Below are 22485 nucleotides of genomic sequence, written 5' to 3' on the forward strand. Positions count from 1 at the left end.
GAGGTTACGACGACGGGTTTGCGCCCAGCACGCGCTGCAGGTCAGGCTTCATGGCCTGCAGCTGCTGGCCCCAGTAGCCCCAGTCGTGGGTACCGCTGTCCGGGAAGTTGAACACGCCGTTGTTGCCGCCCGCGGCCAGGTAGTTGTCCTGGAAGGTGCGGTTGGTGCGGATGGTCAGGCCCTCGAGGAACTTGGCCGGCACGTTGTCGCCACCGAGCTCGCTCGGGTTGCCGTTACCGCAGTAGACCCACAGACGGGTGTTGTTCGCGACGAGCCGCGGGATGTTGACCATCGGGTCGTTGCGCTGCCAGGCGTTGTTCGGGTCGCCCGTCGAGCCCCACATGTCGTCGGCCTTGTAGCCACCGGCGTCACCCATGGAGACGTTGATCAGGAAGGGCCACCAGCCCTCGGACGGGTTCAGGAAGCCCGACATCGAGCCTGCGTAGATGAACTGTTCGGGGTGCCAGATCGCCAGGGTCATGGACGACGAACCAGCCATCGAGAGGCCGACCGCGGCGCTACCGGTGGGCTTGACCTCGCGGTTGGCCTGCAGCCACTGCGGCAGCTCCGAGGTCAGGAAGGTCTCCCACTTGTAGGTGGAGCAACCCGACTTGCCGCACGCCGGCTTGTACCAGTCGGCGTAGAAGCTGGACTGGCCGCCGACCGGCATGATGACCGACAGGCCGGAGTTGAGGTACCACTCGAAGGCGGCGGTGTTGATATCCCAGCCGTTGTAGTCGTCCTGCGCACGGAGACCGTCGAGCAGGTACACCGCCGGGGACCCGGCGCCACCACTCTGGAACTGCACCTTGATGTCGCGGCCCATGGACGGCGACGGCACCTGTAGGTATTCGACCGGCAGGCCGGGGCGCGAGAACGCACTGGCGGTAGCTGTCTGGCCGGCAAGTCCGATGAGACCCGGGAGCAGGACGGCGGCCGAGATGGCGCCGGCGACCCTGCGCGCCAGACGGCCGCGAAGCTTGTCAACGAACATTCACAATCCCATTTCAGTATCAGGTACCGGGTATCGTGCCCACCCCACGCGATCAGACGGCGTTGGTGGCACGGCCGCGATTTCTCGCGGCCGCGTGTGGCGGGCTCAGTCTGGTACGGGAACTGAACGCACCGAATGATTCAGTTGTCTGTGGGCAGTAAAACACGCGCCGGACACGCCGAGGAACCCCCGAATCCCGCTTGAGACCAGGTTGTTGCGTACTTCGTACCGTTCAGCTACCACCCTGACGCAGAGCTACGCGGCGTTCATCCCGCCGTAGGCTGCCGTTTGTGACCATCGATCGGAACGATGTCGACGACGCACCGGACTCCCGAGCGGGCAGCCGGTTGGGTATCGATGACTGGCTCGCTGCCGGGTACGCAATCCTGGCAGAAGAGGGTTTGAAGGCCCTGAAGATCGACCGGTTGTGCGCTCGGCTGAAGGTCACCAAGGGCAGCTTCTACTGGCACTTCGCCAACATCGCCGCCTACCGGACCGCCCTCATCCAGGGGTGGAGCGAGCTCCGCGACGCCGACCGCAGCCAGATCGAAGCGATCGGCTCCCTGGCCCCACGGGACCGACTGGTCCAGATGATGAATTCGCTGGTCAGCCCCAGACATTGGACGCTGGAACGTGCGATGCGGGAATGGGCGCGCTCCGACCAGGCCGTCGCCGAGAGCGTCCGCGCAGCGGATCGGCGCATCCTCGCCGCGGTCCGGCGCGCGTTCGAGGACTACGGCTTCGACACCGACGAGGCGGAACTGCGAGCCGACGCCACCTTCGCCGTCGGCATCGGGTTCCTGCACCTTTCCGGGGACTCCCCGCACCCACGCCTGGCCGCCCGCAGCGAACGATTTCTCGACCTGATGCTCGCGACCTGACGTCCATACCAAAAGGTATGGTAGCGTCCGGCGCATGTTGAGTACGCAGGCCGGCATCACTGATGGATTCGTAACCGCACTCGGCGAACGCGCCGCCGAGGCCGAGAAACTCCGACGCCTCCCCGACGACACGGTGACTGACCTGATCGCGTCCGGATTCACCGAACTCCTGGTGCCGGCCCGGTATGGCGGACAGCAGGCAGCGTTCCCCGACATCCTCGATCCGGTGCGCCGGCTGGCCCACGGCTGCACCTCGAGCGCCTGGACCATCGGCTTCTTGACGCTGCACAACTGGATGCTGGCGCTGTTCGGCGAACAGGCCCAGCAGGACGCATTCGACAGCAGGCCGTTCCTCGCGCCCGCACCGCTGGCCCCGACGGGGCGCGGGCTTCCCGTCGACGGCGGCATTCGACTGACCGGGCGCTGGTCCTGGGCCACCGGGGTGATGCACGGCAACTGGATCATCGTCGCCGCGCTGTGCGGGCCGGACGACGGCATCTACCCCGCTCTCGCCCTACTGCCGATCAGCGACGTCACGGTCGACGACGTCTGGCACACCGACGGGATGCGGGCGACCGGATCCAACGATGCGCTGGCCACCGACGTGTTCGTGCCCGAGCACCGCCTGGTCAAGGTGACCGACATCTATGCCGGCACCGCACCCGGCGCGGGCCTGCATGACAGCGCCACCTACCGCTGGCCGATGGTGCCGGCCCTGGCCCTGCTCGCGGCGATGCCCGCGCTCGGCAGCGCCGAGCGGGTCACCGAGATCTACGCCCAGCGGCTGGCCGAGCGAGTGCTGCCGTACGAGGGTGTGATGCAGAAGGACAAGCCAATCGCCCAGGCACATTTGGCCGGAGCGCAGGTGCGGTTGCGGTCACTGCGCGGACTGCTTGCCGACACGGTCGGGGAAATCGAGGACATCGTCGACTCCGGCGATTCCGTCGAGAAGCCCGTCCGCGCGCAGGCCCGGCTGGCGGCCGCGCACATCGTCGCCGAATCAAAGGCGGTGATCGGCGATCTCCTGGGCGCCGGCGGGGCCAGCATCCACTTCCTGTCCAGCCCGATGCAGCGATTCAAGCGCGACGTCGACGTACTGGCCGGGCATGTCGTGTTCGACTACGACACCAGCCGGGAGCTGGCCGGGGCGCTCGCGCTCGGGATGAAAATCCCGCGGACGTCGATGATCTGACGGAGCTGACCTGATGCGCACTCTGTGGATCGAAGCCAGCCCCAAGGGGAACGACGCCCTCTCCTCACAGATGGCGATGGCTTATCTGGAAGGCACTGAGTACGAACGCTTCTCAGTGTGGGATGAGAACATGGTGCGGTTCGGCCGGGACGCCGCGATCGCCAAGTTCGCCGGGCTGTTCGGCGAACCATTCACACCCGAGCAGGGTGCGATATGGCAGCAGGTGCTCGACGAGATTGAGCGGGTCCGCAGGTTCGACCGGCTGGTGATCTCGTCACCGATGTGGAATTGGCATGTGCCACATGCTCTGAAGGCATGGATCGACATCATCGTGCAACCGGTAGCCAGCTTCACGCTCAACTCTCGCGGCGAGCATGTGGGTGCACTGGGGGACGGAAAACCGGCGCAGCTCATCTTGACTCGAAGCAGCGCATACGACGGGCGGCACCCTGAGCTGCAGGATTTCCAGAGGCCGTATCTGGAGTATGTGTTCGGGATGCTCGGGTATTCGGTCGAAACCTTGGCGATCGAGCCGACAACACGCTGGACGCCGGAGGATCGTGCGCAGATGCGCGAGGACGCTCTGGCACTCGCCCGGCGAACCCGCACCGAGAGGGTGTGAAATGAGGTCCATGCCAAACTCGCAGCCCGCGTTCACCAACTTCTTCCAGAAACGCATCGCCAACCCGGTCATGCGGCGGATGCCATTTCAGACCCTGCTGGAGACCACCGGCCGCAAGTCCGGTGAACCCCGCCGCACCCCGCTCGGCGGCAAGCTCGTCGACGGACAGTTCTGGTTCGTCTCGGAGTTCGGCGACCAGTCGCAGTACATCCGCAACATCCAAGCCGACCCACGGGTGCGCGTACGGCTGCGCGGCCGGTGGCACAGCGGGACCGCGCACCTGGTGCCCGACGATGACGCCGCCGCGCGCCTTCGCGAATTACCGCAGTTCAACAGCTTCGGCGTGCGCACGTTCGGCACCAATCTGCTGACCGTGCGGGTCGATATGGACCGGTAGTACTAGCCACATCGGTCAGGTCATTGACCTCGAACCATAAGTAAAACTAATGTCACTTTTAGTTCCAGCGATGCGACAGGAGCGGTACATGGAATCCTTCGTTCATTTACGGAGAGGCAAGACACCCAAGCGGGTACATGCCGACCTCGACGGACTCAAGGACGACGAACTCGGGCGCGGTGGATTCGTCGGCCGCACCGCCAACATGTACCGGCGCAATGACCCGACCGCGTACCGGACCGTGGGCCCGCTGCGCCCCACCGATGTGCTGTCGTCCGAACTGAAGCCGTCAGACTCCACCGACGCGGCGGGCGCTCCCCTGCTGATGTTCTCCAACGCCGACTGCCAGGTGCTGCTGAGCCGGCGGAGTGTGGAGATGCCGTTCTTCGTCCGGTACGTCGACGGCGATCTACTGCTTTTCGTACACAAGGGTTCTGGGCTGCTGGAGACCGAGTTCGGCCCGCTGCGCTACCGCGAGGGCGACTGGGTCTACCTCCCCAAGGCGTGCACGTTCCGGCAGGTGCCGGATGAGGAGTCGACGTGGCTCATGATCCAGGCCACCGAGGACTTCCGGGTGCCGCCGGCCGGCACGCTCGGCCGGCACTTCCCGTTCGACCCGGCGCAGGTCACCATCCCCGAACCGGAGCCGATCGATGACGATGGCCGTGACGAGTACGAGGTGCGGCTCTATCACGACGGTGGACCCACTTCTCTTTTCTACCAACATAATCCGCTCGACGTGGAGGGCTGGCGGGGCGACAACTTCCCGTTCACCTTCAACATCGAGGACTACACCGTCATCACGTCCGAGAGCGTGCACCTGCCGCCGACGGTGCACCTTTTCATGCAGGCGACCGGGGTTTACGTGATGAACTTCCTGCCCAAGCCCGCCGAGAGCGTGCCCGGCACCGAGCGCACCCCCTGGTATCACCGCAACGTCGACTATGACGAGATCGCCTTCTTCCATTCCGGCTCGCTGTACGGCATCCCGATGCCGCCCGGCCTGGTTTCCCATGCACCACAAGGGGTTCACCACGGGGCGCCAGAAGCGGCTCGTGAGCGCGCCCGCCGCAAGTTCGACCAATACGACCGTGTCGACTGGTCGGTGATCGCCATCGACACCCGCCGACGTCTCACACCATCCGCCGAAATTCTCGCCAACGACCTGGGGCAGCACTAGACATGACCACGACCGAAGCACCCGTAAAGCACGATTACGACCGCATCCCGTATCTGGTTGCGTACCAGAACAACTCGGCGGTTCGCGATGTCTACGGCGGCGTCGCCGAACTCGTGGTGTTGGAGAGCTATCTGCTGCGGCCGAAGGCGAAGCCGTCCGACACCGTGCTGGTGTTCATGCACCCGATCGGTGGCGGTGCGTATCTGCCGATGATCAACGCGCTGGCCCGCGCCGGCCACCACGTCATCTACTGCAACAGCCGCTTCCGCGGCACCGACTCCGCTCTGCTCATGGAGAAGGTGGTCGAGGACCTCGGCGAGTGCATCAAAGACGCCAAGAACCGGCTGGGCTACGCGAAGGTGGTGCTCGCCGGGTGGAGCGGCGGCGGCTCGCTGTCGGTGTTCTACCAGCAGCAGGCGCAGCATCCGACGGTGACCGCCAGCCCCTCCGGCGACGGCCCCGACCTGACGAAGCTGGGCCTGATCCCCGCCGACGGTCTCATGCTGCTGGCCGCCCACATCAGCCGCCACGGCACCATGACCGAATGGATGGACGCCTCGATCCTCGACGAGAACGACCCGTCGAAGCGCGATCCGGAACTGGACCTGTACAACCCCGACAACCCCAACCAGCCGCCCTACACCGCCGAGTTCCTGCAGCGCTACCACGACGCACAGGTCGCCCGGAACCGGCGAATCACCAAGTGGGTCAAGGAAAAGCTGGCCGAGCTCAAGGCCGCGGGGCGGCCCGATGACGAGTTCGCATTCGTCGTCCACGGCACCATGGCCGACCCCCGCTGGCTCGACCCGACGGTCGATCCCAACGAACGCACCCCGGGACAGTGCTATCTGGGGGATCCTCGAGTGGTGAACATGAGCCCGGTCGGCCTGGCCCGATTCTGTACGTTGCGCAGCTGGCTGTCACAGTGGAGCTACGACGACGCCAACGGTGACGCCGTGAAGGCGGGACCCGATATCGCGGTACCGACGCTCGTCATCGGCAATCTCGCCGACGACGCCTGCACGCCCAGCCACACGCGGCGGCTGTACGAGGCGATCGGGCATCCGGACAAGGAGATGCACGAGATCCCCGGCGCCAACCACTACTACTCCGGCCCGGATCAACGCGGCACCCTGCGCCAAGCGGTCGGGGTCTGCACGGATTGGCTGCACCGGCAGGGGTTCTCGGTATGAGCGCAGCCGGTGCGCTCGACGGCATCAGGGTCCTCGAACTCGGCACCCTGATCTCGGGACCATTCGCCGGGCGGCTGCTCGGCGACATGGGTGCCGAGGTGCTCAAGATCGAGTTGCCATCCTCGCCCGATCCGCTGCGGACCTGGGGCCAGGCCGAACTCGACGGACACCGGTTCTTCTGGACGGTGCACGCGCGCAACAAGAAAGCGGTGACCCTGGATCTGCGCACCGAGCGCGGCCGGGGACTGTTCCTGGACCTGGTCAAGCAGTCCGATGTGATCGTCGAGAACTTCCGGCCCGGCACCCTGGAGAAATGGAACCTGGGTTACGACGTGCTGCGCGAACACAATCGAGGCATCATCCTGGTGCGGGTGTCGGGCTACGGGCAGACCGGTCCGGACGCGGGGAAGGCCGGCTACGCGTCGGTCGCGGAGGCGGCCAGCGGGCTGCGGCACATGAACGGATTCCCTGGCGGTCCTCCCCCACGGCTCGCCCTGTCCCTGGGCGACAGCCTCGCGGGCATGTTCGCCGCCCAGGGCGCGCTCGCCGCGCTGTACCGGCGCAGCGTCACCGGAGAGGGTCAGGTCGTGGACACGGCGCTCACCGAAAGTTGTTTGGCCATCCAGGAATCCACCATTCCCGACTACGACGTCGGCGGTGTGGTGCGCGGACCGTCGGGCACGCGCCTGGAAGGCATCGCGCCGTCGAACATCTACCAGAGTGCCAATGGCAGCTGGGTGGTGATCGCAGCCAACCAGGACACGGTTTTCCGGCGGCTGTGTCAGGCCATGGGCCGACCCGAATTGGCGACGGATGAGCGTTTCGTCGACCATCTGGCGCGCGGCCGCAATCAGGACGAGCTCGACAAGCTCATCGGCGACTGGGCCGCGCAGCGTGAGCCCCAGGACATCATCGCCACGCTGTCGGAGGCCGGGGTGATCAGCGGACCGATCAACACGGTCGCCGAAGTCGTGCAAGATCCACAACTACAGGCGCGCAACATGATTGCCGACCACTGGGACGAGCGGGTGCAGCGCAACGTGAAGGGTCCCGGTGTCGTGCCGGTGCTGTCGGAGTCGCCGGGCACGATCCGCAATGGCGGATCGGCGCGGCCAGGTCAGGACAACGACGAGGTGTACGGCCGCCTGCTCGGTCTCGACGCCGAGCAGTTGGCGGCGCTGCGTGAGGAGGGCGTGCTGTGACCGACCTACCGTCCCATGTCACCATCCGCGAAGTCTGCCTGCGCGACGGTCTGCAGCTCGAAGACCCGATTCCGTTGTCCGCCAAGCTCGAACTCCTCGAAGCCATCGTCGCCACGGGGGTACGAGAGATCGAGGCGACCGCATTCGTGTCGCCGTCGAAGGTGCCCGCGCTGGCCGACGCTCCCGAATTGGCAGCGGCTCTGGACGCATTTCCCGATGTCGAGTTCTCCGCGCTCGTGGCCGGACCGGGCGGTGCAGGCCGCGCGCTCGCCGCGGGCCTGCGGTCCCTCGAGTACGTGGTATCTGCGGCCGACGGGCACAGCCAGGCGAACGTCGGGCGGTCGACGGCCGAGTCCACGGCGCTGATCGCCGACATCGTGAACCTGGCCCACGGCAGCGGCGCGAGCGCAGAGGTCATCATCGCCACCGCCTGGGACTGCCCGTTCGACGGCCCCACCGACCCGAGCCGGGTCGTCGAGATCGCCGCAGCAGCACTGGAATTCGGCGCGGATCGGGTGGCCATCGCCGACACCATCGGCACCACCACCCCGCGCCGCGTCACTGACCTGATCAGCCGGGTCCGCCCGGTCATCGGAGACCTGCCGCTCGGCGCGCATTTCCACAACACCCGGGGCTCCGGCCTGGCCAGTGCCTACGCCGCCGTGCAGGCCGGGGTGACCCGGCTCGACGCGTCGGTGGGCGGGCTGGGTGGCTGCCCATTCGCACCGGGCGCTACCGGAAACATCGCCACCGAAGATCTGGTCTACCTGTTGCGGGACAGCGACATCAACACTGGCATCGACCTGGATCTGGCGATCGACGCGGCCATGGTGGCGCAGCGCGTCGTCGGCCACGAACTGCCCAGCGCGCTGCTTCGCGCCGGTGACCGGTTGCTGGGCTGAGATGCCGTCCGACACTCTGACCGCCAAGGGCCGCCAAACCCGGGAGGCCATCGAAATGGCGGCGCGGAAGCTGTTTGCCGAGCGGGGCTTTCACGGCACGACGCTGGCCGACATCACATCGGCAGCCGGCAAGTCGTCGGCGGTGTTCTACCGATACTTCGACGACAAGGAAGACCTGCTGGCCGAATTGGCCGAGTCATTCCTGCACGACATCGTCACCCCCTCGGGGATGAGTGTGCCACTGCCGGAGTCTCCCGAGGAGACCGACTACTTCACGACGGTGGTCACCGGATACTGGAACCTGTTCAAGCAGAACATCGGCATCATGATCGCGGTCGCCCAGTTGGGCGCCACCCAACCACGATTCGCCAAGGTGCAGCACGAGTTCCGCCGCTTCGGTATGGATATGGTCGCCGACTCGGTGCGTCACGCCGAGGAACAAGGGTATGCGCAGGGCCTCAACGCCGAACACATCGCCGCTGCCATTGCATTGCTGTTCGAGAACTTCACCGTGGTGGTGGTCGGCAACCCGGGATCCGAACTGCAGATCAGCGACGAGGACGCCATCACCACACTGTCGACCATCTGGAAGAAAACCCTGTACGGCTTCTGACCGAAGGAAGAGATCACCGTGGATTTCGCTCTACCGGAACACCTCCCGGGCCTGCTGGCCGAGATGGACGCCTTCATCGAGGCGGAGATCAAGCCGCTGGAACGTGAGAACATGCAGTACTTCGACCGGCGCCGCGAATTCGCGCGCACCGACCTCGAGAACGGCGGTGTGCCGACCCGGGAATGGGAGGATCTGCTCGACGAGATGCGCCGCCGCGCCGACGCAGCCGGCTGGCTTCGGTACGGCCTGCCCAGCGAGTTCGGCGGCCGCGACGGCACGAACCTGGACATGGCCGTCATCCGGGAACACCTGGCGCACAAGGGACTCGGGCTGCACAACGACCTGCAGGACGAATCGTCGATCGTCGGCAACTTCCCGCAGGTCATCATGATGAGCCGGTTCGGCACCGCGGCACAGCAGGCGGAGTGGGTCGAAGCGATGATCACGGGCAAGCGGTCGATGGCATTCGGGCTCACCGAACCCGACCACGGCAGCGACGCCACCTGGCTCGAGACGACCGCGGTCCGAGACGGTGACGGTTGGCTCATCAACGGCCGCAAGCGCTGGAACACCGGAGTACACCGGGCCACCCACGACCTGATCTTCGCCCGCACCTCCGGCGAGCCCGGTCAAGCGGTCGGCATCAGCGCATTCCTGGTCCCCACCGATACGCCGGGATTCACCGTGCCGTACTACTGGTGGACGTTCAACATGCCCAGCGATCACGGCGAAGTCGATTTGAAAGATGTTCGCGTGCCTGATGATGCGGTGCTCGGCGAGGTGGACCACGGCTTGGAGGTCGGCCAGACGTTCCTGCACGAGAACCGCATTCGGCAGGCCGCCAGCAGCCTGGGCGCCGCCCAATACTGCATCGACCGGGCCGCGCAGTATGCCGGTGAGCGCGTCGTGTTCGGAAAGCCGCTGGCGGTGAACCAGGCCGTGCAGTGGCCGCTGGCCGAGTTGCAGACCGAGGCCCAGATGGTCCGGCTGCTGGTGTATTACGCCGCCTGGCACCTGGATCGGGATCACCACATGGAGGTCTCCGACAAGGTGTCGATGGCCAACTACCGCGCCAACCGGCTGGTGTGCGAGGCCGCCGACCGCGCCATGCAGATCCACGGCGGTATCGGCTACAGCCGGCACGAGCCGTTCGAGCACATCTATCGGCACCACCGCCGCTACCGGATCACCGAAGGCGCGGAAGAGATTCAGATTCGCCGAGTGGCACAGCGGATGCTGAAGTTCGGGCGCAAGTGATCGACGCCCCCGAATTGGCCCGAGCGCTCGCCGCGGCGCTCAAACCCGGGCTCGGCGAGGTCAGCGTCGAGAACCTGCGCGAGCTGACCGGCGGCGCCAGCCGCGCGACGTGGGCGTTCACCGCGACCACTGCAGCCGAAGTCCGCCAACTGATCCTGCGGGTCGGACCGCCCGACGAAATCCACGCCGGCATGGAACTGGAGGCCGCCGCGCTGTCCCGGGCCGCGGCCGCGGGTGCCCCGGTCCCACGGGTGCTGGCGGCCAGTAATTCGCCTGAGGCCCTGGGCAATCCGTTCCTGGTGTGCGACTTCGTGCCCGGCGAGACCATCGTGCGCAAGATCCAGCGGGCACTCGACGACGGCGGCCGGGTCGCCCTGCTCGAGCAATGCGCCGAAGCGCTGGCGGCGATCCACCGCGCCGACCCCACCGGAATCGGGCTGTCGAGCGAGGACCAACTGGGATCGTGGCGGCACGAGCTCGACGAGATCGGCGACACCACAGCCACTTTCGAGTGGGCGTTCCGCTGGTTGGAGCGCAACCAGCCGGCCGATACCGGCGATCCGGTGCTGGTGCACGGCGACTTCCGGATGGGCAACCTCATCATCGACGGCAGCCGACTCGCCGCGGTACTGGATTGGGAACTCACCCATCGGGGCTCGCGCGCCGAGGACCTGGCCTGGTTCTGTATTCGGGCCTGGCGCTTCGGTGCGCCGCGCGCGCTGGACGCCGGCGGTCTCGGTCGTATCGAGGACTTCCTCACCGCCTACGAGCGAGCCAGCGCAGTCACGCTGGACCGCAAGACCTTTCACTGGTGGCTGGTGTCAGCCACCTTGCGCTGGGGCATCATCTGCCGATACCAGGCAGAACGCCATCTCTCGGGACAGACCCGGTCGGTGGAGTTGGCCACCATCGGCCGGCGGGTGTGCGAGACCGAATGGGACCTGCTCAATCTGCTGGAGGCGCAATGAGCCACTACCGCCCCACCGCCACCGAACTGATCGCCGCGGTGGCGGAATTCCTGGAGACAGAAGTACGCGACGCCACTGGACGCAATAGTCGGCTCGCCGACCTGGGCGCTCTGAACTTCCACGCCCGCGTCGCCGCGAACGCGCTGCGGATCGTCGAACGCGAACTGTTGCAGGCCGGCCCGGAACCTGAGTTGCTGGGCTTCGACGACGAGCAGGCGCTGGCGAAGGCCATTCGATCCGGCGAATTCGATGATCGAACAGCCGAACTGGACCCGATGCTGCGAGCACTGGTGCGATACCGGCTGGATGTCGCACATCCGGGTTACCACCTCGAGTAGCCCGATCCGGGCCTGGCCCACCGGCGAACTGCGTACCATCGCGAACGTGGCCGATTCTGCCCTCACGATCCTGGTCTACAGCGACAATCCGAACACCCGCGACCAGGTGCGCACAGCCCTGGGACGGCGCATTCACCCGGACCTACCCGACCTGACGTACCTCGATGTGGCGACGGCGCCCGTCGTGGTGAGCTCCGTCGACGCCGGCGGGATCGATCTGGCGATCCTCGACGGCGAAGCCACTCCGGCCGGCGGGATGGGACTGGCCAAGCAGCTCAAGGACGAGGTCGCGAACTGCCCGCCGATCGTGGTGCTCACCGGCCGCGCCGACGACGCCTGGCTGGCCTCGTGGTCGCGCGCGGAAGCCGCGGTACCGCACCCCATCGACCCGATCCGGCTCGGCGAGGCAGTGGTGGCAGTGCTGTCTCCACAGCGGTGAAACAGTGCGTTAACCAGCACGAAATGGCCTGTGGCCGTTCACTCTTCGCGTCAGCGGCGGTGCGACGCGGGAACGTCAGGAACTGATCATGATCCTAGCCAAAATGCGGCGGCCGTTCCGTTAACCAGGCTAAGCTGTGGGCCAGCTCACATCGACAGCTCGACGAGGGAGCCGCACAGGGCATGGCGCACGTATGAATGTCTACATCCCCATCCTGGTACTCGGCGCGATCGCCGCTGCGTTCGCGGTGGGTTCGGTCGGAATTGCGCTGGTCATCGGCCCTCGCCGGTACAACCGGGCCAAGCTGGAGGCCTACGAATGCGGCATCGAACCGATGGCGCCGGGCTCTCCGGGACATGAGACGACGGGCCAGCGATTCCCGGTCAAGTACTACCTGACCGCCATGCTGTTCATCGTCTTCGACATCGAGATCGTCTTCCTGTACCCCTGGGCCGTTTCCTTCGAATCGCTGGGGGTATTCGCCGTGGTGGAGATGCTGCTGTTCATGCTGACGGTGTTCGTCGCCTACGCATACATCTGGCGACGCGGCGGACTGAGCTGGGACTGAGGACTGGACCCATGGGACTCGAAGAACGCTTACCCGGCGGCATCCTGCTGTCCACTGTCGAGAAGGTCGCGGGGTACGTACGCAAGGGGTCGCTGTGGCCGGCCACCTTCGGCCTGGCCTGCTGCGCCATCGAGATGATGGCCACCGCCGGCCCGCGCTTCGACATCGCGCGCTTCGGCATGGAGCGGTTCTCGGCGACACCCCGGCAGGCTGATCTGATGATCGTCGCGGGCCGCGTCAGCCAGAAGATGGCACCGGTGCTACGGCAGGTGTACGACCAGATGGCCGAACCCAAATGGGTGCTGGCCATGGGGGTGTGCGCCTCCTCCGGCGGGATGTTCAACAACTACGCGGTGGTGCAGGGCGTCGACCACATCGTGCCGGTCGACATCTACCTGCCGGGTTGCCCGCCCCGGCCCGAGATGCTGCTCAACGCAATCCTCATGCTGCACGCCAAGATTCAGGAGATGCCGCTGGGGGTCAACCGGGCCGAGGCGATTGCCGCGGCCGAGGAAGCGGCGTTGCAGGCACGTCCCACCATCGAACTGAAGGGACTGCTGCGGTCATGACGGACACGCCCGACCAGACCGGTCCCGAGGTGATCGGGACGCGGCGCGGCATGTTCGGCGTGCGCGGCAGCGGCGACACGTCCGGCTACGGCCGGTTGGTCCGTGAGGTGGTCCTGCCCGGCAGTTCGCCCCGTCCGTACGGCGGCTACTTCGACGACGTCGTCGACGCGTTGGCCGGGGCCCTCGGCGCGGACCAGTTCACCGCCGCGGTCGAGCGCATCGTCGTGTTCCGCGACGAGCTGACCCTCGAGGTGCGCCGGGACCACCTCGTGCCGGTGGCGCAGACGCTGCGCGACGAGCTGAGATTCGAATTGTGTCTGGGCGTTTCCGGGGTGCACTACCCCGACGACCCGGATCGCGAGCTGCACGCCGTCTACCCGCTGATGTCCATCACCCACAACCGACGGATTCGCGTCGAGGTGTGCGCGCCGGACGCCGATCCGCATGTGCCGTCGCTGTATTCGGTGTATCCGACGACCGACTGGCATGAGCGGGAGACCTACGACTTCTTCGGCATCATCTTCGACGGCCATCCCGCGCTGACCCGCATCGAGATGCCCGACGACTGGGTAGGCCACCCGCAGCGCAAGGACTACCCTCTCGGCGGCATTCCCGTCGAGTACCACGGCGCGAAGATTCCGCCCCCGGACGAACGGCGGGCCTACAACTGATGACTCCGGACAACGAACCCGATGGCCGCGAACGCGTGGTCACCGTCGGCGGTCAGGACTGGGCCGACGTTGTCGCAGCAGCGCGCGAGAGCGCGGTGGCCGGCGAGCGCATCGTGGTCAACATGGGGCCACAGCATCCGTCCACCCATGGCGTCCTTCGCCTGATCCTGGAGATCGACGGCGAGACCATCACCGAGGCCCGATGCGGAATCGGCTACCTGCACACCGGAATCGAGAAGAACCTCGAGTATCGAACCTGGACGCAGGGCGTCACCTTCGTGACCCGGATGGACTACCTCTCCCCCTTCTTCAACGAGACGGCGTACTGCCTCGGCGTCGAGAAACTGCTCGGCGTCACCGACGACATTCCCGAGCGAGCCAACGTCATCCGGGTCATGCTCATGGAGCTCAACCGCATCTCGTCGCACCTGGTGGCGTTGGCGACGGGCGGCATGGAGCTGGGCTCCATGTCGGCGATGTTCTTCGGATTCCGGGAACGCGAACTGGTGCTGTCCGTCTTCGAGACCATCACCGGACTCCGGATGAACCACGCGTACATCCGCCCCGGCGGGCTGGCGGCCGACCTACCCGACGACGCACTGCCACGCCTGCGGGAACTGCTGCAGCTGTTGCCGAAACGGTTGCGCGACATGGAGAACCTGCTCAACGAGAATTACATCTGGAAGGCACGCACCCAGGGAGTCGGCTACCTGGATCTGACCGGATGCATGGCGCTGGGCATCACCGGTCCGGTGTTGCGGTCGACGGGGCTGCCGCATGATCTGCGCAAGTCGCAGCCGTACTGCGGGTACGAGTCCTACGACTTCGACGTCATCACCCGCGACCAGTGCGATGCGTACGGCCGCTACATGATTCGCGTCCTGGAGATGCGCGAGTCCATCAAGATCGTCGAACAGTGCATGGAGCGATTGGGTCGGCTGGGGCCGGGACCGGTGATGATCACCGACAAGAAGCTGGCCTGGCCCGCGGACCTGAAAGTCGGCCCCGACGGTCTGGGCAACTCGAAGGAACACATCGCCAAGATCATGGGCTCCTCGATGGAGGCCCTGATCCACCACTTCAAGCTGGTCACCGAAGGCATCCGGGTACCGGCCGGGCAGGTGTACGTCGCGGTCGAATCGCCGCGCGGCGAACTGGGCGTGCACATGGTCTCCGACGGCGGCACCCGGCCATTCCGGGTGCATTACCGCGACCCGTCGTTCACGAATCTGCAAGCGGTGTCGGTGATGTGCGAGGGATCCATGGTCGCCGATGCCATCGCCGCGGTGGCATCGATCGATCCGGTCATGGGAGGCGTGGACAGGTGACCGCTATCGAACTCCGTCTCGGGCCGCGTCCGGACGAGCCGGGACCTCCCATCGGCCAAGGGCCGCAGTCCTATTCGGCGGACGTGCGGGAGCGATTGGCAGCTGATGCCGCCGCGATCATCGCCCGTTATCCCAGTGCCCGGTCCGCGCTGTTGCCGCTGCTGCATCTCGTCCAGTCCCAGGATGGCTACCTGACACCAGCCGGAATCTCTTTCTGTGCTGGGCAATTGGACCTCAGCACGGCCGAAGTCACCGCGGTCGCGACGTTCTATTCGATGTACCGGCGCACGCCGACCGGCGAGTATCTGGTCGGCGTCTGCACCAACACGCTGTGCGCCATCATGGGCGGGGACGCCATCCTGGAGACCCTGGAAGAACACCTCGGCCTCGGCGCCGGCGACACCACCGCCGATGGCCGGGTCACGCTGGAACACATCGAATGCAACGCCGCCTGCGACTACGCACCGGTGGTGATGGTCAACTGGGAGTTCTTCGACAACCAAACCCCCGGTTCGGCACGCGATCTCGTCGACTCGCTGCGAGCCGGCGAGTCGGTGACCCCGACCCGGGGCGCGGCGCTGTGCACCTTCAAGGAGACCGCCCGCATCCTCGCCGGGTTCCCCGACGAGCGCCCCGGCAGCAACGACGGCGAACCCGGCGCGGCCACCCTCGCCGGGTTGCGCGTCGCCGAAGAGCGCGGGATGGAGGCGCCGCAATGACGTCGACGGGACTGACGCCGGTACTGAGCAGGCATTGGGATCAGCCGCAGTCTTGGACGCTGCAGAGCTATCTGCGCCAGGGCGGCTACCAGCCGCTGCGTGCGGTGCTGCGAATGCAACCCGCTGAAGTCATTGCGCTGGTGAAGGATTCCGGACTTCGCGGCCGGGGCGGTGCCGGCTTCCCGACGGGGACGAAGTGGTCGTTCATCTCCCCCGACGACGGCCGTCCGCACTACCTGGTGGTCAACGCGGACGAATCCGAACCCGGGACGTGCAAGGACATTCCGCTGATGCTGGCCTCGCCGCACACTCTGGTGGAGGGCGCGATCATCGCGTCGTACGCCATCGGCGCCCGGCACGCATTCATCTACCTGCGCGGCGAGGTGGTGCCGGTCCTGCGCCGGCTGCAGGGCGCCGTGGCCGAGGCCTACGCGAACGGCTACCTCGGCACCAACATCGCCGGCACCGGCTTCGATCTGGACCTGGTCGTGCACGCCGGGGCGGGTGCCTACATCTGCGGGGAAGAGACCGCGCTGCTCGACTCACTGGAGGGCCGGCGCGGCCAACCCCGTTTGCGTCCACCGTTTCCCGCGGTCGCCGGACTGTACGCGTGCCCGACCGTGGTAAACAACGTCGAGTCGATCGCCAGCGTCCCCTCGGTGATCCGCGGCGGCGTCGACTGGTTCCGGTCCATGGGGTCGGAGAAGTCACCGGGCTTCACGTTGTACTCACTATCGGGTCATGTCACCCGGCCAGGACAATACGAAGCACCACTGGGGATTTCGCTGCGTGAACTGCTGGAGTACGCCGGCGGGGTACGAGCCGGACACCAGTTGAAGTTCTGGACGCCGGGCGGCTCGTCGACGCCGATGCTGACACCCGAACATCTGGACATCCCGCTCGACTATGAAGGCATGGCCGGGGTCGGCTCGATGCTGGGCACCAAGGCACTACAGATCTTCGACGAGACCACCTGCGTGGTGCGGGCCGTGCGGCGCTGGACCCAGTTCTATGCGCACGAATCCTGCGGCAAGTGCACGCCGTGCCGAGAAGGCACCTACTGGCTGGCACAGATCTACGCCCGCCTGGAGAGCGGGCAGGCCCAGGCGGCCGATCTGGACAAGCTGCTCGACATCTCCGACGCCATCCTCGGCAAGTCGTTCTGCGCGCTCGGTGACGGTGCGGCCAGCCCGATCATGTCCTCGCTCAAGTACTTCCGCGATGAGTACGTCGCGCACCTGAACGGTGGCTGCCCCTTCGATCCGCACGCCGCCACGATCTTCGCCACGGAAGGAGCGGGCGCGTGACGGTGACTGAGCCGGCGAAGGACGCGACTGCGGTCGAGATGGTCTCGCTGACCATCGACGACCAGCAGATCAGTGTGCCCAAGGGCACGTTGGTGATTCGTGCGGCCGAGCTCATCGGCGTCCAGATTCCCCGGTTCTGCGATCATCCGCTGCTGGAGCCGGTGGGCGCCTGCCGGCAATGCCTGGTCGAGGTGGAGGGCCAGCGGAAGCCGCTGGCGTCGTGCACCACCACGGTCAGCCCGGACATGGTGGTGCGCACCCAAGTGACGTCGGAGGCTGCCGACAAGGCGCAGCACGGCGTGATGGAGCTGCTGCTGATCAACCATCCGCTGGACTGCCCGGTCTGCGACAAGGGCGGCGAATGCCCCCTGCAGAACCAGGCGATGTCCAACGGCCGCAGCGATTCTCGTTTCGAGGACGTCAAGCGCACCTACCCCAAGCCCATCAACCTGTCGGCGCAGGTACTGCTCGACCGCGAACGCTGTGTGCTGTGCGCGCGCTGCACCCGGTTCTCGAATCAGGTCGCCGGCGACCCGTTCATCGAACTCCTCGAACGTGGTGCGCTGCAGCAGGTGGGGATCGGCGGCGACGATCCGTTCGACTCGTACTTCTCCGGCAACACCGTGCAGATCTGTCCCGTCGGCGCTCTGACCGGGACCGCGTACCGTTTCCGGGCCCGGCCTTTCGACCTGGTCTCCACCCCCAGCGTGTGCGAACACTGCGCCTCCGGGTGTGCGCAGCGCACCGATCACCGACGCGGATCGGTGTTGCGCCGCTTGGCCGGTGACGATCCCGAGGTCAACGAGGAGTGGAACTGCGACAAGGGCCGCTGGGCCTTCACCTATGCCACGCAGGGTGACCGGATCACCACGCCACTGATCCGCGAGGCCGACGGCACCCAACGTCCGGCGTCCTGGCCCGAAGCGGTCGCGGTCGCGGTGCGCGGCCTGTCGGCCGCCGGCGCACGCACCGGAGTGCTCGTCGGTGGACGACTCACCACCGAAGACGCCTATGCCTACGCCAAGTATGCGCGGATCGTGTTGGGCACCAACGACATCGACTTCCGCAGCCGGGTGCACAGCGACGAGGAAGCGCAGTTCCTGGCGGCCAGCGTCGCGGGTCAGCCGATGCAGGTGACGTACGCCGACCTGGAAAAGGCCCCCGTCGTGCTGCTCGTCGGGTTCGAGCCGGAAGACGAATCACCGATCATCTACCTACGGCTGCGCAAGGCCTTCCGCAAGCACGGGCTCAAAGTGGTTGCGGTGGCACCTTTCAGTAGCCGGGGCCTGGAGAACATGGGCGGCACCCTGATCACGGCCGCACCCGGCCGCGAGCCCCGCGCACTCGACGCCATCGAGGTGCTGCCGCCCGGATCGGTCATCCTCACCGGTGAGCGACTGGCCGGCGTCCCCGGTGGGTTCTCCGCGGTGGCCCGGCTGGCCGGGCGGACGGGCGCCACCGTCGGCTGGGTGCCGCGGCGGGCCGGCGAGCGCGGTGCCCTGGAGGCCGGGGCGGCCCCGAATCTGTTGCCCGGCGGGCGTTTGGTGACCGATCTGCCTGCGCGTACCGAGGTTGCCGTCGCCTGGCATGTGGACGAACTGCCCGACGCTCCGGGCCGCGACACCACCGCGATCTTGGCCGCCGCAGCCGACGGTGACCTGGAGGCGGTCCTGGTCGCCGGCGTGGAGCTGGCCGACCTGCCCGACCCGGCGCTGGCTCAGCGGTCACTCGGTGCGGCGAAGTTCGTCGTGAGCATGGAGGTGCGCCGCAGCGCCATCACCGACCTGGCGCACGTGGTGTTCCCGGTGGCACCGGTGGTCGAGAAGGCCGGCAGTTTCGTCAACTGGGAAGGGCGCGGGCGATCTTTCGGCGCGGCGCTGCCACCTGCCATGCGAGCGGACATGGGGGTGTTGGCCGCGCTCGCCGATGAGCACTGCATCGATCTGGGTCTGCGCGACGTCACGACGGTGCGCAATGAGATGAACCGGCTGGGGTGCTGGACCGGACCACGCCCCGCCGCACCGGAATTCACCGCTCCGCCCAGCCCGGTGCCGGGACCCGGACAGGCAGTCCTCGCGGGCTGGCGCATGCTGCTGGATGCCGGGCGGATGCAGGACGGCGAACCGAATCTGGCTGCCACCGCCCGTCCGGCGGTCGCCCGGTTGTCGGCCGACACGGCCGCGAGCATCGGCGCGGGCGAGACGCTCACGGTCAGTACGGATCGCGGCAGCATCACCCTGCCGCTGGAGATCACCGATATGCCGACCGGCGTGGTGTGGCTGCCGCTGAACTCCCCGGGGTCGACGGTGCACGCCACGCTCGGCGTCGCCCCGGGCGCCGTCGTCACGATCAGCGGGGCCAGTGACGGGACCAGGCCATGAACTATCCCGACCTGTCGTCGTTCGGACTCGACCCGTGGTGGCTCGTCCTCGCCAAAGCCCTTGGCATCTTTGTGTTCCTGGTCCTGACGGTGCTCGTCGCCATCTTGCTCGAGCGCCGGGTACTGAGCTGGATGCAGATGCGCATCGGGCCGAACCGGGTGGGCCCCTTCGGGTTACTGCAGAGCCTGGCCGACGGTGTCAAGCTCGCCCTGAAGGAAGGGCTGGTCCCGGCCGGGGTGGACAAGCCGATCTACCTGATGGCACCCATCATCGCGGTGATCCCCGCGTTCATGGCGTTCGCCGTCATCCCGATGGGACCGCTGGTCCACGTCTTCGGGCACGAGACCCCGCTGCAGTTGACCGACCTGCCGGTCGCGGTGTTGTACGTCCTGGCGGTCACGTCGATCGGGGTGTACGGAATCGTGTTGGCCGGCTGGGCCTCCGGCTCCACCTACCCCCTGCTCGGTGGGTTGCGGTCCAGCGCGCAGGTGATCTCGTACGAGATCGCGATGGCACTCTCGTTCGCCGCGGTGTTCCTGTACGCCGGCACCATGTCGACGTCGCAGATCGTCGCCTCCCAGCAGGGCCGCTGGTACGTCTTCCTGCTGCTGCCGTCGTTCCTGGTCTACGTCGTCGCCATGGTCGGCGAGACCAACCGGGCACCGTTCGATCTGCCCGAAGCCGAGGGCGAGCTCGTCGGCGGTTTCCACACCGAGTACTCGTCGCTGAAATTCGCGATGTTCATGCTCGCGGAGTACGTCAACATGACGACGGTGTCGGCACTGGCCACCACGTTGTTCCTCGGCGGCTGGCAGGCCCCGTGGCCGCTGAGCCTCATTCCCGGAGCCAACACCGGATGGTGGCCGCTGCTGTGGTTCATCGGCAAGGTGTGGACGTTCCTGTTCCTGTTCATGTGGCTGCGCGCCACGCTCCCCCGCCTGCGGTACGACCAGTTCATGGCGTTGGGCTGGAAGGTGCTCATCCCCATCTCACTGGCGTGGATCATGATCGTCAGCATCGTGCGGACGCTGCGATTGCAGGGTTACGACAGCTGGCCCGTCGTACTGGCGTTCGCCGCCCTGATCGCTGTGGTCGCCATCGCCGGTGCGCTGTGGAATACGGTGCGGCGCAAGGCGGCTCGCGCCCCGGTCCCGGCCGCCGAACCTCAGCCCGGCGCGTTCCCGGTGCCACCCATCCCGGCCAAGGAGATACACCATGCCCGGTAGGCCCAAGTTCATCGACGCCATCGCCGGATTCGGCGTCACCTTCGGAACCATGTTCAAAAAGTCGGTCACCGAACAGTATCCCGAGGAGCCCGGCCCGGTCGCTCCTCGCTATCACGGCCGGCATCAGCTCAACCGCTACGACGACGGCCTCGAGAAATGCATCGGCTGTGAATTGTGCGCGTGGGCCTGCCCCGCGGACGCCATCTTCGTCGAGGGCGCGGACAACACCGAGGAACAACGGTTTTCGCCCGGCGAGCGGTACGGCCGGGTGTACCAGATCAACTATCTGCGGTGTATCGGCTGCGGGCTCTGCATCGAGGCCTGCCCGACCCGTGCGCTGACCATGACCAACGACTACGAGATGGCCGGCGACAACCGGTCCGGCCTGATCTACGGCAAGGACAAGCTGCTGGCTCCGTTGGAGATCGACATGACCGCGCCGCCCCATGCGATGGCCGAGGGCAGCACCGACGAGGACTACTACCGCGGCAACATCACCGCGGCCGGACTGTCGCGGCCCGAGGCGGCCAAGTGACCGGAGAGGCCGTGACGTTCTGGGTGCTCGGCACGGTGTCGGTGCTCGGCGCCATCGCGATGGTGGCCGCGCCCAAAGCGGTGTACTCGGCAATGTTCTTGGCCAGCACCATGATCAGCCTGGCCGTGCTGTACATCGCCCAGGACGCCGTGTTCCTCGGCGTCGTGCAGGTGGTGGTCTACACCGGCGCGGTCATGATGCTGTTCCTGTTCGTCCTCATGCTCATCGGTGTCGATTCCGCGGACTCCCTGGTCGAAACCATACGGGGACAACGCATTGCCGCCATCGTGGCCGGCATCGGCTTCGGCATCGCGGTGATCGCCGGCATCGGCAGCCTCGGTACCAACGTCGTTGGTCTCGAACACGCGAACCGGGCCGGCAACGTCCAGGGCCTGGCGGTGCTGATCTTCACGCGCTATCTGTGGGCCTTCGAGACCACCAGCGCGCTGCTCATCACCGCCGCGCTGGGCGCCATGGTACTGACCCACCGCGAACGGTTCGAACACCGAAAGACCCAGCGTGAGCTGGCAATCGAACGGTTCGCCCCGGGCGGGCATCCGACGCCGCGACCGAATCCCGGTGTGTACGCCCGGCACAACGCCGTCGACATCCTGGCCCGGTTGCCCGACGGATCGGACGCCGACATGTCCGTCAGCGCCGTCCTGCCCCGGCGCAGTGTGTCCACCGACGATGGGAACGCCTCATGAATCCCACCAACTATCTGTATCTCTCGGCGCTGCTGTTCACCATCGGCGCGGCCGGTGTGCTGCTACGCCGCAATGCCATCGTCATGTTCATGTGCGTCGAATTGATGCTCAATGCCGCCAATCTGGCGTTCGTCACGTTCTCCCGGATGCACGGCGAACTCGACGGTCAGGTGGTGGCGTTCTTCACCATGGTGGTGGCTGCGTGTGAGGTGGTGGTGGGACTGGCGATCATCATGACCATCTTCCGTTCCCGACGGTCGGCGTCAGTGGACGCCGCGAGCCTGCTGAAGCAGTGA

24 protein-coding genes and 1 pseudogene are annotated in these 22485 nt (G+C 66.6%); 24 read left to right on the forward strand and 1 reads right to left on the reverse strand.

Annotated features, from left to right (window positions below; translation table 11 throughout):
• Positions 1-4: 4 nt before the first annotated feature.
• Entirely contained in the window at positions 5-994 is a 990-nt protein-coding gene (locus TL10_RS24405; protein WP_043987707.1) for an esterase family protein, read from the reverse strand.
• Positions 995-1284: 290 nt separating this feature from the next.
• Between TL10_RS24405 and TL10_RS24410 the strand changes: the two genes are divergently transcribed.
• From TL10_RS24410 to nuoK, 24 genes and pseudogenes are all read left to right on the forward strand, one after another.
• Positions 1285-1875, forward strand: coding sequence for a TetR/AcrR family transcriptional regulator (locus TL10_RS24410; RefSeq protein WP_043987708.1), 591 nt, complete (start codon positions 1285-1287; stop codon positions 1873-1875).
• Between the two features lie 34 nt (positions 1876-1909).
• Positions 1910-3067 carry an acyl-CoA dehydrogenase family protein gene (locus TL10_RS24415; RefSeq protein WP_043400759.1) on the forward strand — a complete coding sequence of 386 codons (1158 nt, stop codon included), beginning with the start codon at positions 1910-1912 and terminating at the stop codon, positions 3065-3067.
• A 13-nt stretch (positions 3068-3080) separates the two neighbouring features.
• The gene (locus TL10_RS24420) at positions 3081-3689 is read left to right on the forward strand and encodes an NAD(P)H-dependent oxidoreductase (RefSeq protein ID WP_043400762.1); all 609 of its coding nucleotides are present in this window, start codon (positions 3081-3083) and stop codon (positions 3687-3689) included.
• A 10-nt stretch (positions 3690-3699) separates the two neighbouring features.
• Positions 3700-4086: a nitroreductase/quinone reductase family protein gene (locus TL10_RS24425; RefSeq protein WP_043987709.1), complete on the forward strand. Its 387-nt coding sequence runs from the start codon at positions 3700-3702 to the stop codon at positions 4084-4086.
• Between the two features lie 88 nt (positions 4087-4174).
• Positions 4175-5266 (forward strand): homogentisate 1,2-dioxygenase, encoded by a 1092-nt coding sequence (locus TL10_RS24430; RefSeq protein ID WP_043987710.1) that lies wholly within the window; start codon positions 4175-4177, stop codon positions 5264-5266.
• A gap of 2 nt (positions 5267-5268) precedes the next feature.
• On the forward strand, positions 5269-6459 hold the full coding sequence (locus TL10_RS24435) for an alpha/beta hydrolase family protein (protein WP_043987711.1): 1191 nt from the start codon (positions 5269-5271) through the stop codon (positions 6457-6459).
• Complete coding sequence (locus TL10_RS24440) at positions 6456-7661, forward strand: CaiB/BaiF CoA transferase family protein (RefSeq protein WP_043987712.1); 1206 nt, start codon at positions 6456-6458, stop codon at positions 7659-7661. The genes TL10_RS24435 and TL10_RS24440 overlap by 4 nt, the downstream gene beginning before the upstream one ends.
• Complete coding sequence (locus tag TL10_RS24445) at positions 7658-8563, forward strand: hydroxymethylglutaryl-CoA lyase (RefSeq protein WP_043987713.1); 906 nt, start codon at positions 7658-7660, stop codon at positions 8561-8563. The genes TL10_RS24440 and TL10_RS24445 overlap by 4 nt, the downstream gene beginning before the upstream one ends.
• A gap of 1 nt (position 8564) precedes the next feature.
• Positions 8565-9176 carry a TetR/AcrR family transcriptional regulator gene (locus TL10_RS24450; RefSeq protein WP_043987714.1) on the forward strand — a complete coding sequence of 204 codons (612 nt, stop codon included), beginning with the start codon at positions 8565-8567 and terminating at the stop codon, positions 9174-9176.
• A gap of 18 nt (positions 9177-9194) precedes the next feature.
• Positions 9195-10433: an acyl-CoA dehydrogenase family protein gene (locus tag TL10_RS24455; protein WP_043987715.1), complete on the forward strand. Its 1239-nt coding sequence runs from the start codon at positions 9195-9197 to the stop codon at positions 10431-10433.
• Positions 10430-11401 carry a phosphotransferase family protein gene (locus TL10_RS24460; protein WP_043987716.1) on the forward strand — a complete coding sequence of 324 codons (972 nt, stop codon included), beginning with the start codon at positions 10430-10432 and terminating at the stop codon, positions 11399-11401. Before TL10_RS24455 ends, TL10_RS24460 begins: the two co-directional genes overlap by 4 nt.
• Positions 11398-11739 (forward strand): DUF6285 domain-containing protein, encoded by a 342-nt coding sequence (locus tag TL10_RS31790; protein ID WP_043987717.1) that lies wholly within the window; start codon positions 11398-11400, stop codon positions 11737-11739. Before TL10_RS24460 ends, TL10_RS31790 begins: the two co-directional genes overlap by 4 nt.
• 46 nt (positions 11740-11785) lie before the next feature.
• Complete coding sequence (locus TL10_RS24470) at positions 11786-12178, forward strand: Rv3143 family two-component system response regulator (protein ID WP_043400825.1); 393 nt, start codon at positions 11786-11788, stop codon at positions 12176-12178.
• Between the two features lie 193 nt (positions 12179-12371).
• Positions 12372-12746 (forward strand): NADH-quinone oxidoreductase subunit A, encoded by a 375-nt coding sequence (locus TL10_RS24475; protein WP_043400785.1) that lies wholly within the window; start codon positions 12372-12374, stop codon positions 12744-12746.
• 11 nt (positions 12747-12757) lie between these two features.
• A complete protein-coding gene (locus TL10_RS24480) occupies positions 12758-13315 on the forward strand; it encodes a NuoB/complex I 20 kDa subunit family protein (RefSeq protein ID WP_043400788.1) in 558 nt (185 codons plus the stop codon).
• Positions 13312-13986: an NADH-quinone oxidoreductase subunit C gene (locus TL10_RS24485; RefSeq protein WP_043987718.1), complete on the forward strand. Its 675-nt coding sequence runs from the start codon at positions 13312-13314 to the stop codon at positions 13984-13986. The genes TL10_RS24480 and TL10_RS24485 overlap by 4 nt, the downstream gene beginning before the upstream one ends.
• Positions 13986-15314 (forward strand): NADH dehydrogenase (quinone) subunit D, encoded by a 1329-nt coding sequence (gene nuoD / locus TL10_RS24490; RefSeq protein ID WP_043987719.1) that lies wholly within the window; start codon positions 13986-13988, stop codon positions 15312-15314. The genes TL10_RS24485 and nuoD overlap by 1 nt, the downstream gene beginning before the upstream one ends.
• The gene (gene nuoE, locus TL10_RS24495) at positions 15311-16033 is read left to right on the forward strand and encodes an NADH-quinone oxidoreductase subunit NuoE (RefSeq protein WP_043987720.1); all 723 of its coding nucleotides are present in this window, start codon (positions 15311-15313) and stop codon (positions 16031-16033) included. Before nuoD ends, nuoE begins: the two co-directional genes overlap by 4 nt.
• Positions 16030-17340 (forward strand): NADH-quinone oxidoreductase subunit NuoF, encoded by a 1311-nt coding sequence (gene nuoF, locus TL10_RS24500; protein ID WP_043987721.1) that lies wholly within the window; start codon positions 16030-16032, stop codon positions 17338-17340. Before nuoE ends, nuoF begins: the two co-directional genes overlap by 4 nt.
• Positions 17337-19721 carry an NADH-quinone oxidoreductase subunit G gene (locus tag TL10_RS24505; protein WP_043987722.1) on the forward strand — a complete coding sequence of 795 codons (2385 nt, stop codon included), beginning with the start codon at positions 17337-17339 and terminating at the stop codon, positions 19719-19721. The genes nuoF and TL10_RS24505 overlap by 4 nt, the downstream gene beginning before the upstream one ends.
• A complete protein-coding gene (nuoH, locus tag TL10_RS24510) occupies positions 19718-20947 on the forward strand; it encodes an NADH-quinone oxidoreductase subunit NuoH (RefSeq protein WP_043987723.1) in 1230 nt (409 codons plus the stop codon). The genes TL10_RS24505 and nuoH overlap by 4 nt, the downstream gene beginning before the upstream one ends.
• A pseudogene (nuoI, locus tag TL10_RS24515) lies at positions 20937-21496 on the forward strand (NADH-quinone oxidoreductase subunit NuoI); the annotation flags it as partial. The gene nuoH and the pseudogene nuoI, both read left to right, overlap by 11 nt.
• A complete protein-coding gene (locus tag TL10_RS24520) occupies positions 21479-22189 on the forward strand; it encodes an NADH-quinone oxidoreductase subunit J (RefSeq protein ID WP_043400809.1) in 711 nt (236 codons plus the stop codon). The pseudogene nuoI and the gene TL10_RS24520, both read left to right, overlap by 18 nt.
• The gene (gene nuoK / locus TL10_RS24525) at positions 22186-22485 is read left to right on the forward strand and encodes an NADH-quinone oxidoreductase subunit NuoK (RefSeq protein ID WP_043400812.1); all 300 of its coding nucleotides are present in this window, start codon (positions 22186-22188) and stop codon (positions 22483-22485) included. Before TL10_RS24520 ends, nuoK begins: the two co-directional genes overlap by 4 nt.

Source organism: Mycolicibacterium llatzerense, from assembly GCF_000878195.1.
GTDB classification, from domain to species: domain Bacteria; phylum Actinomycetota; class Actinomycetes; order Mycobacteriales; family Mycobacteriaceae; genus Mycobacterium; species Mycobacterium llatzerense.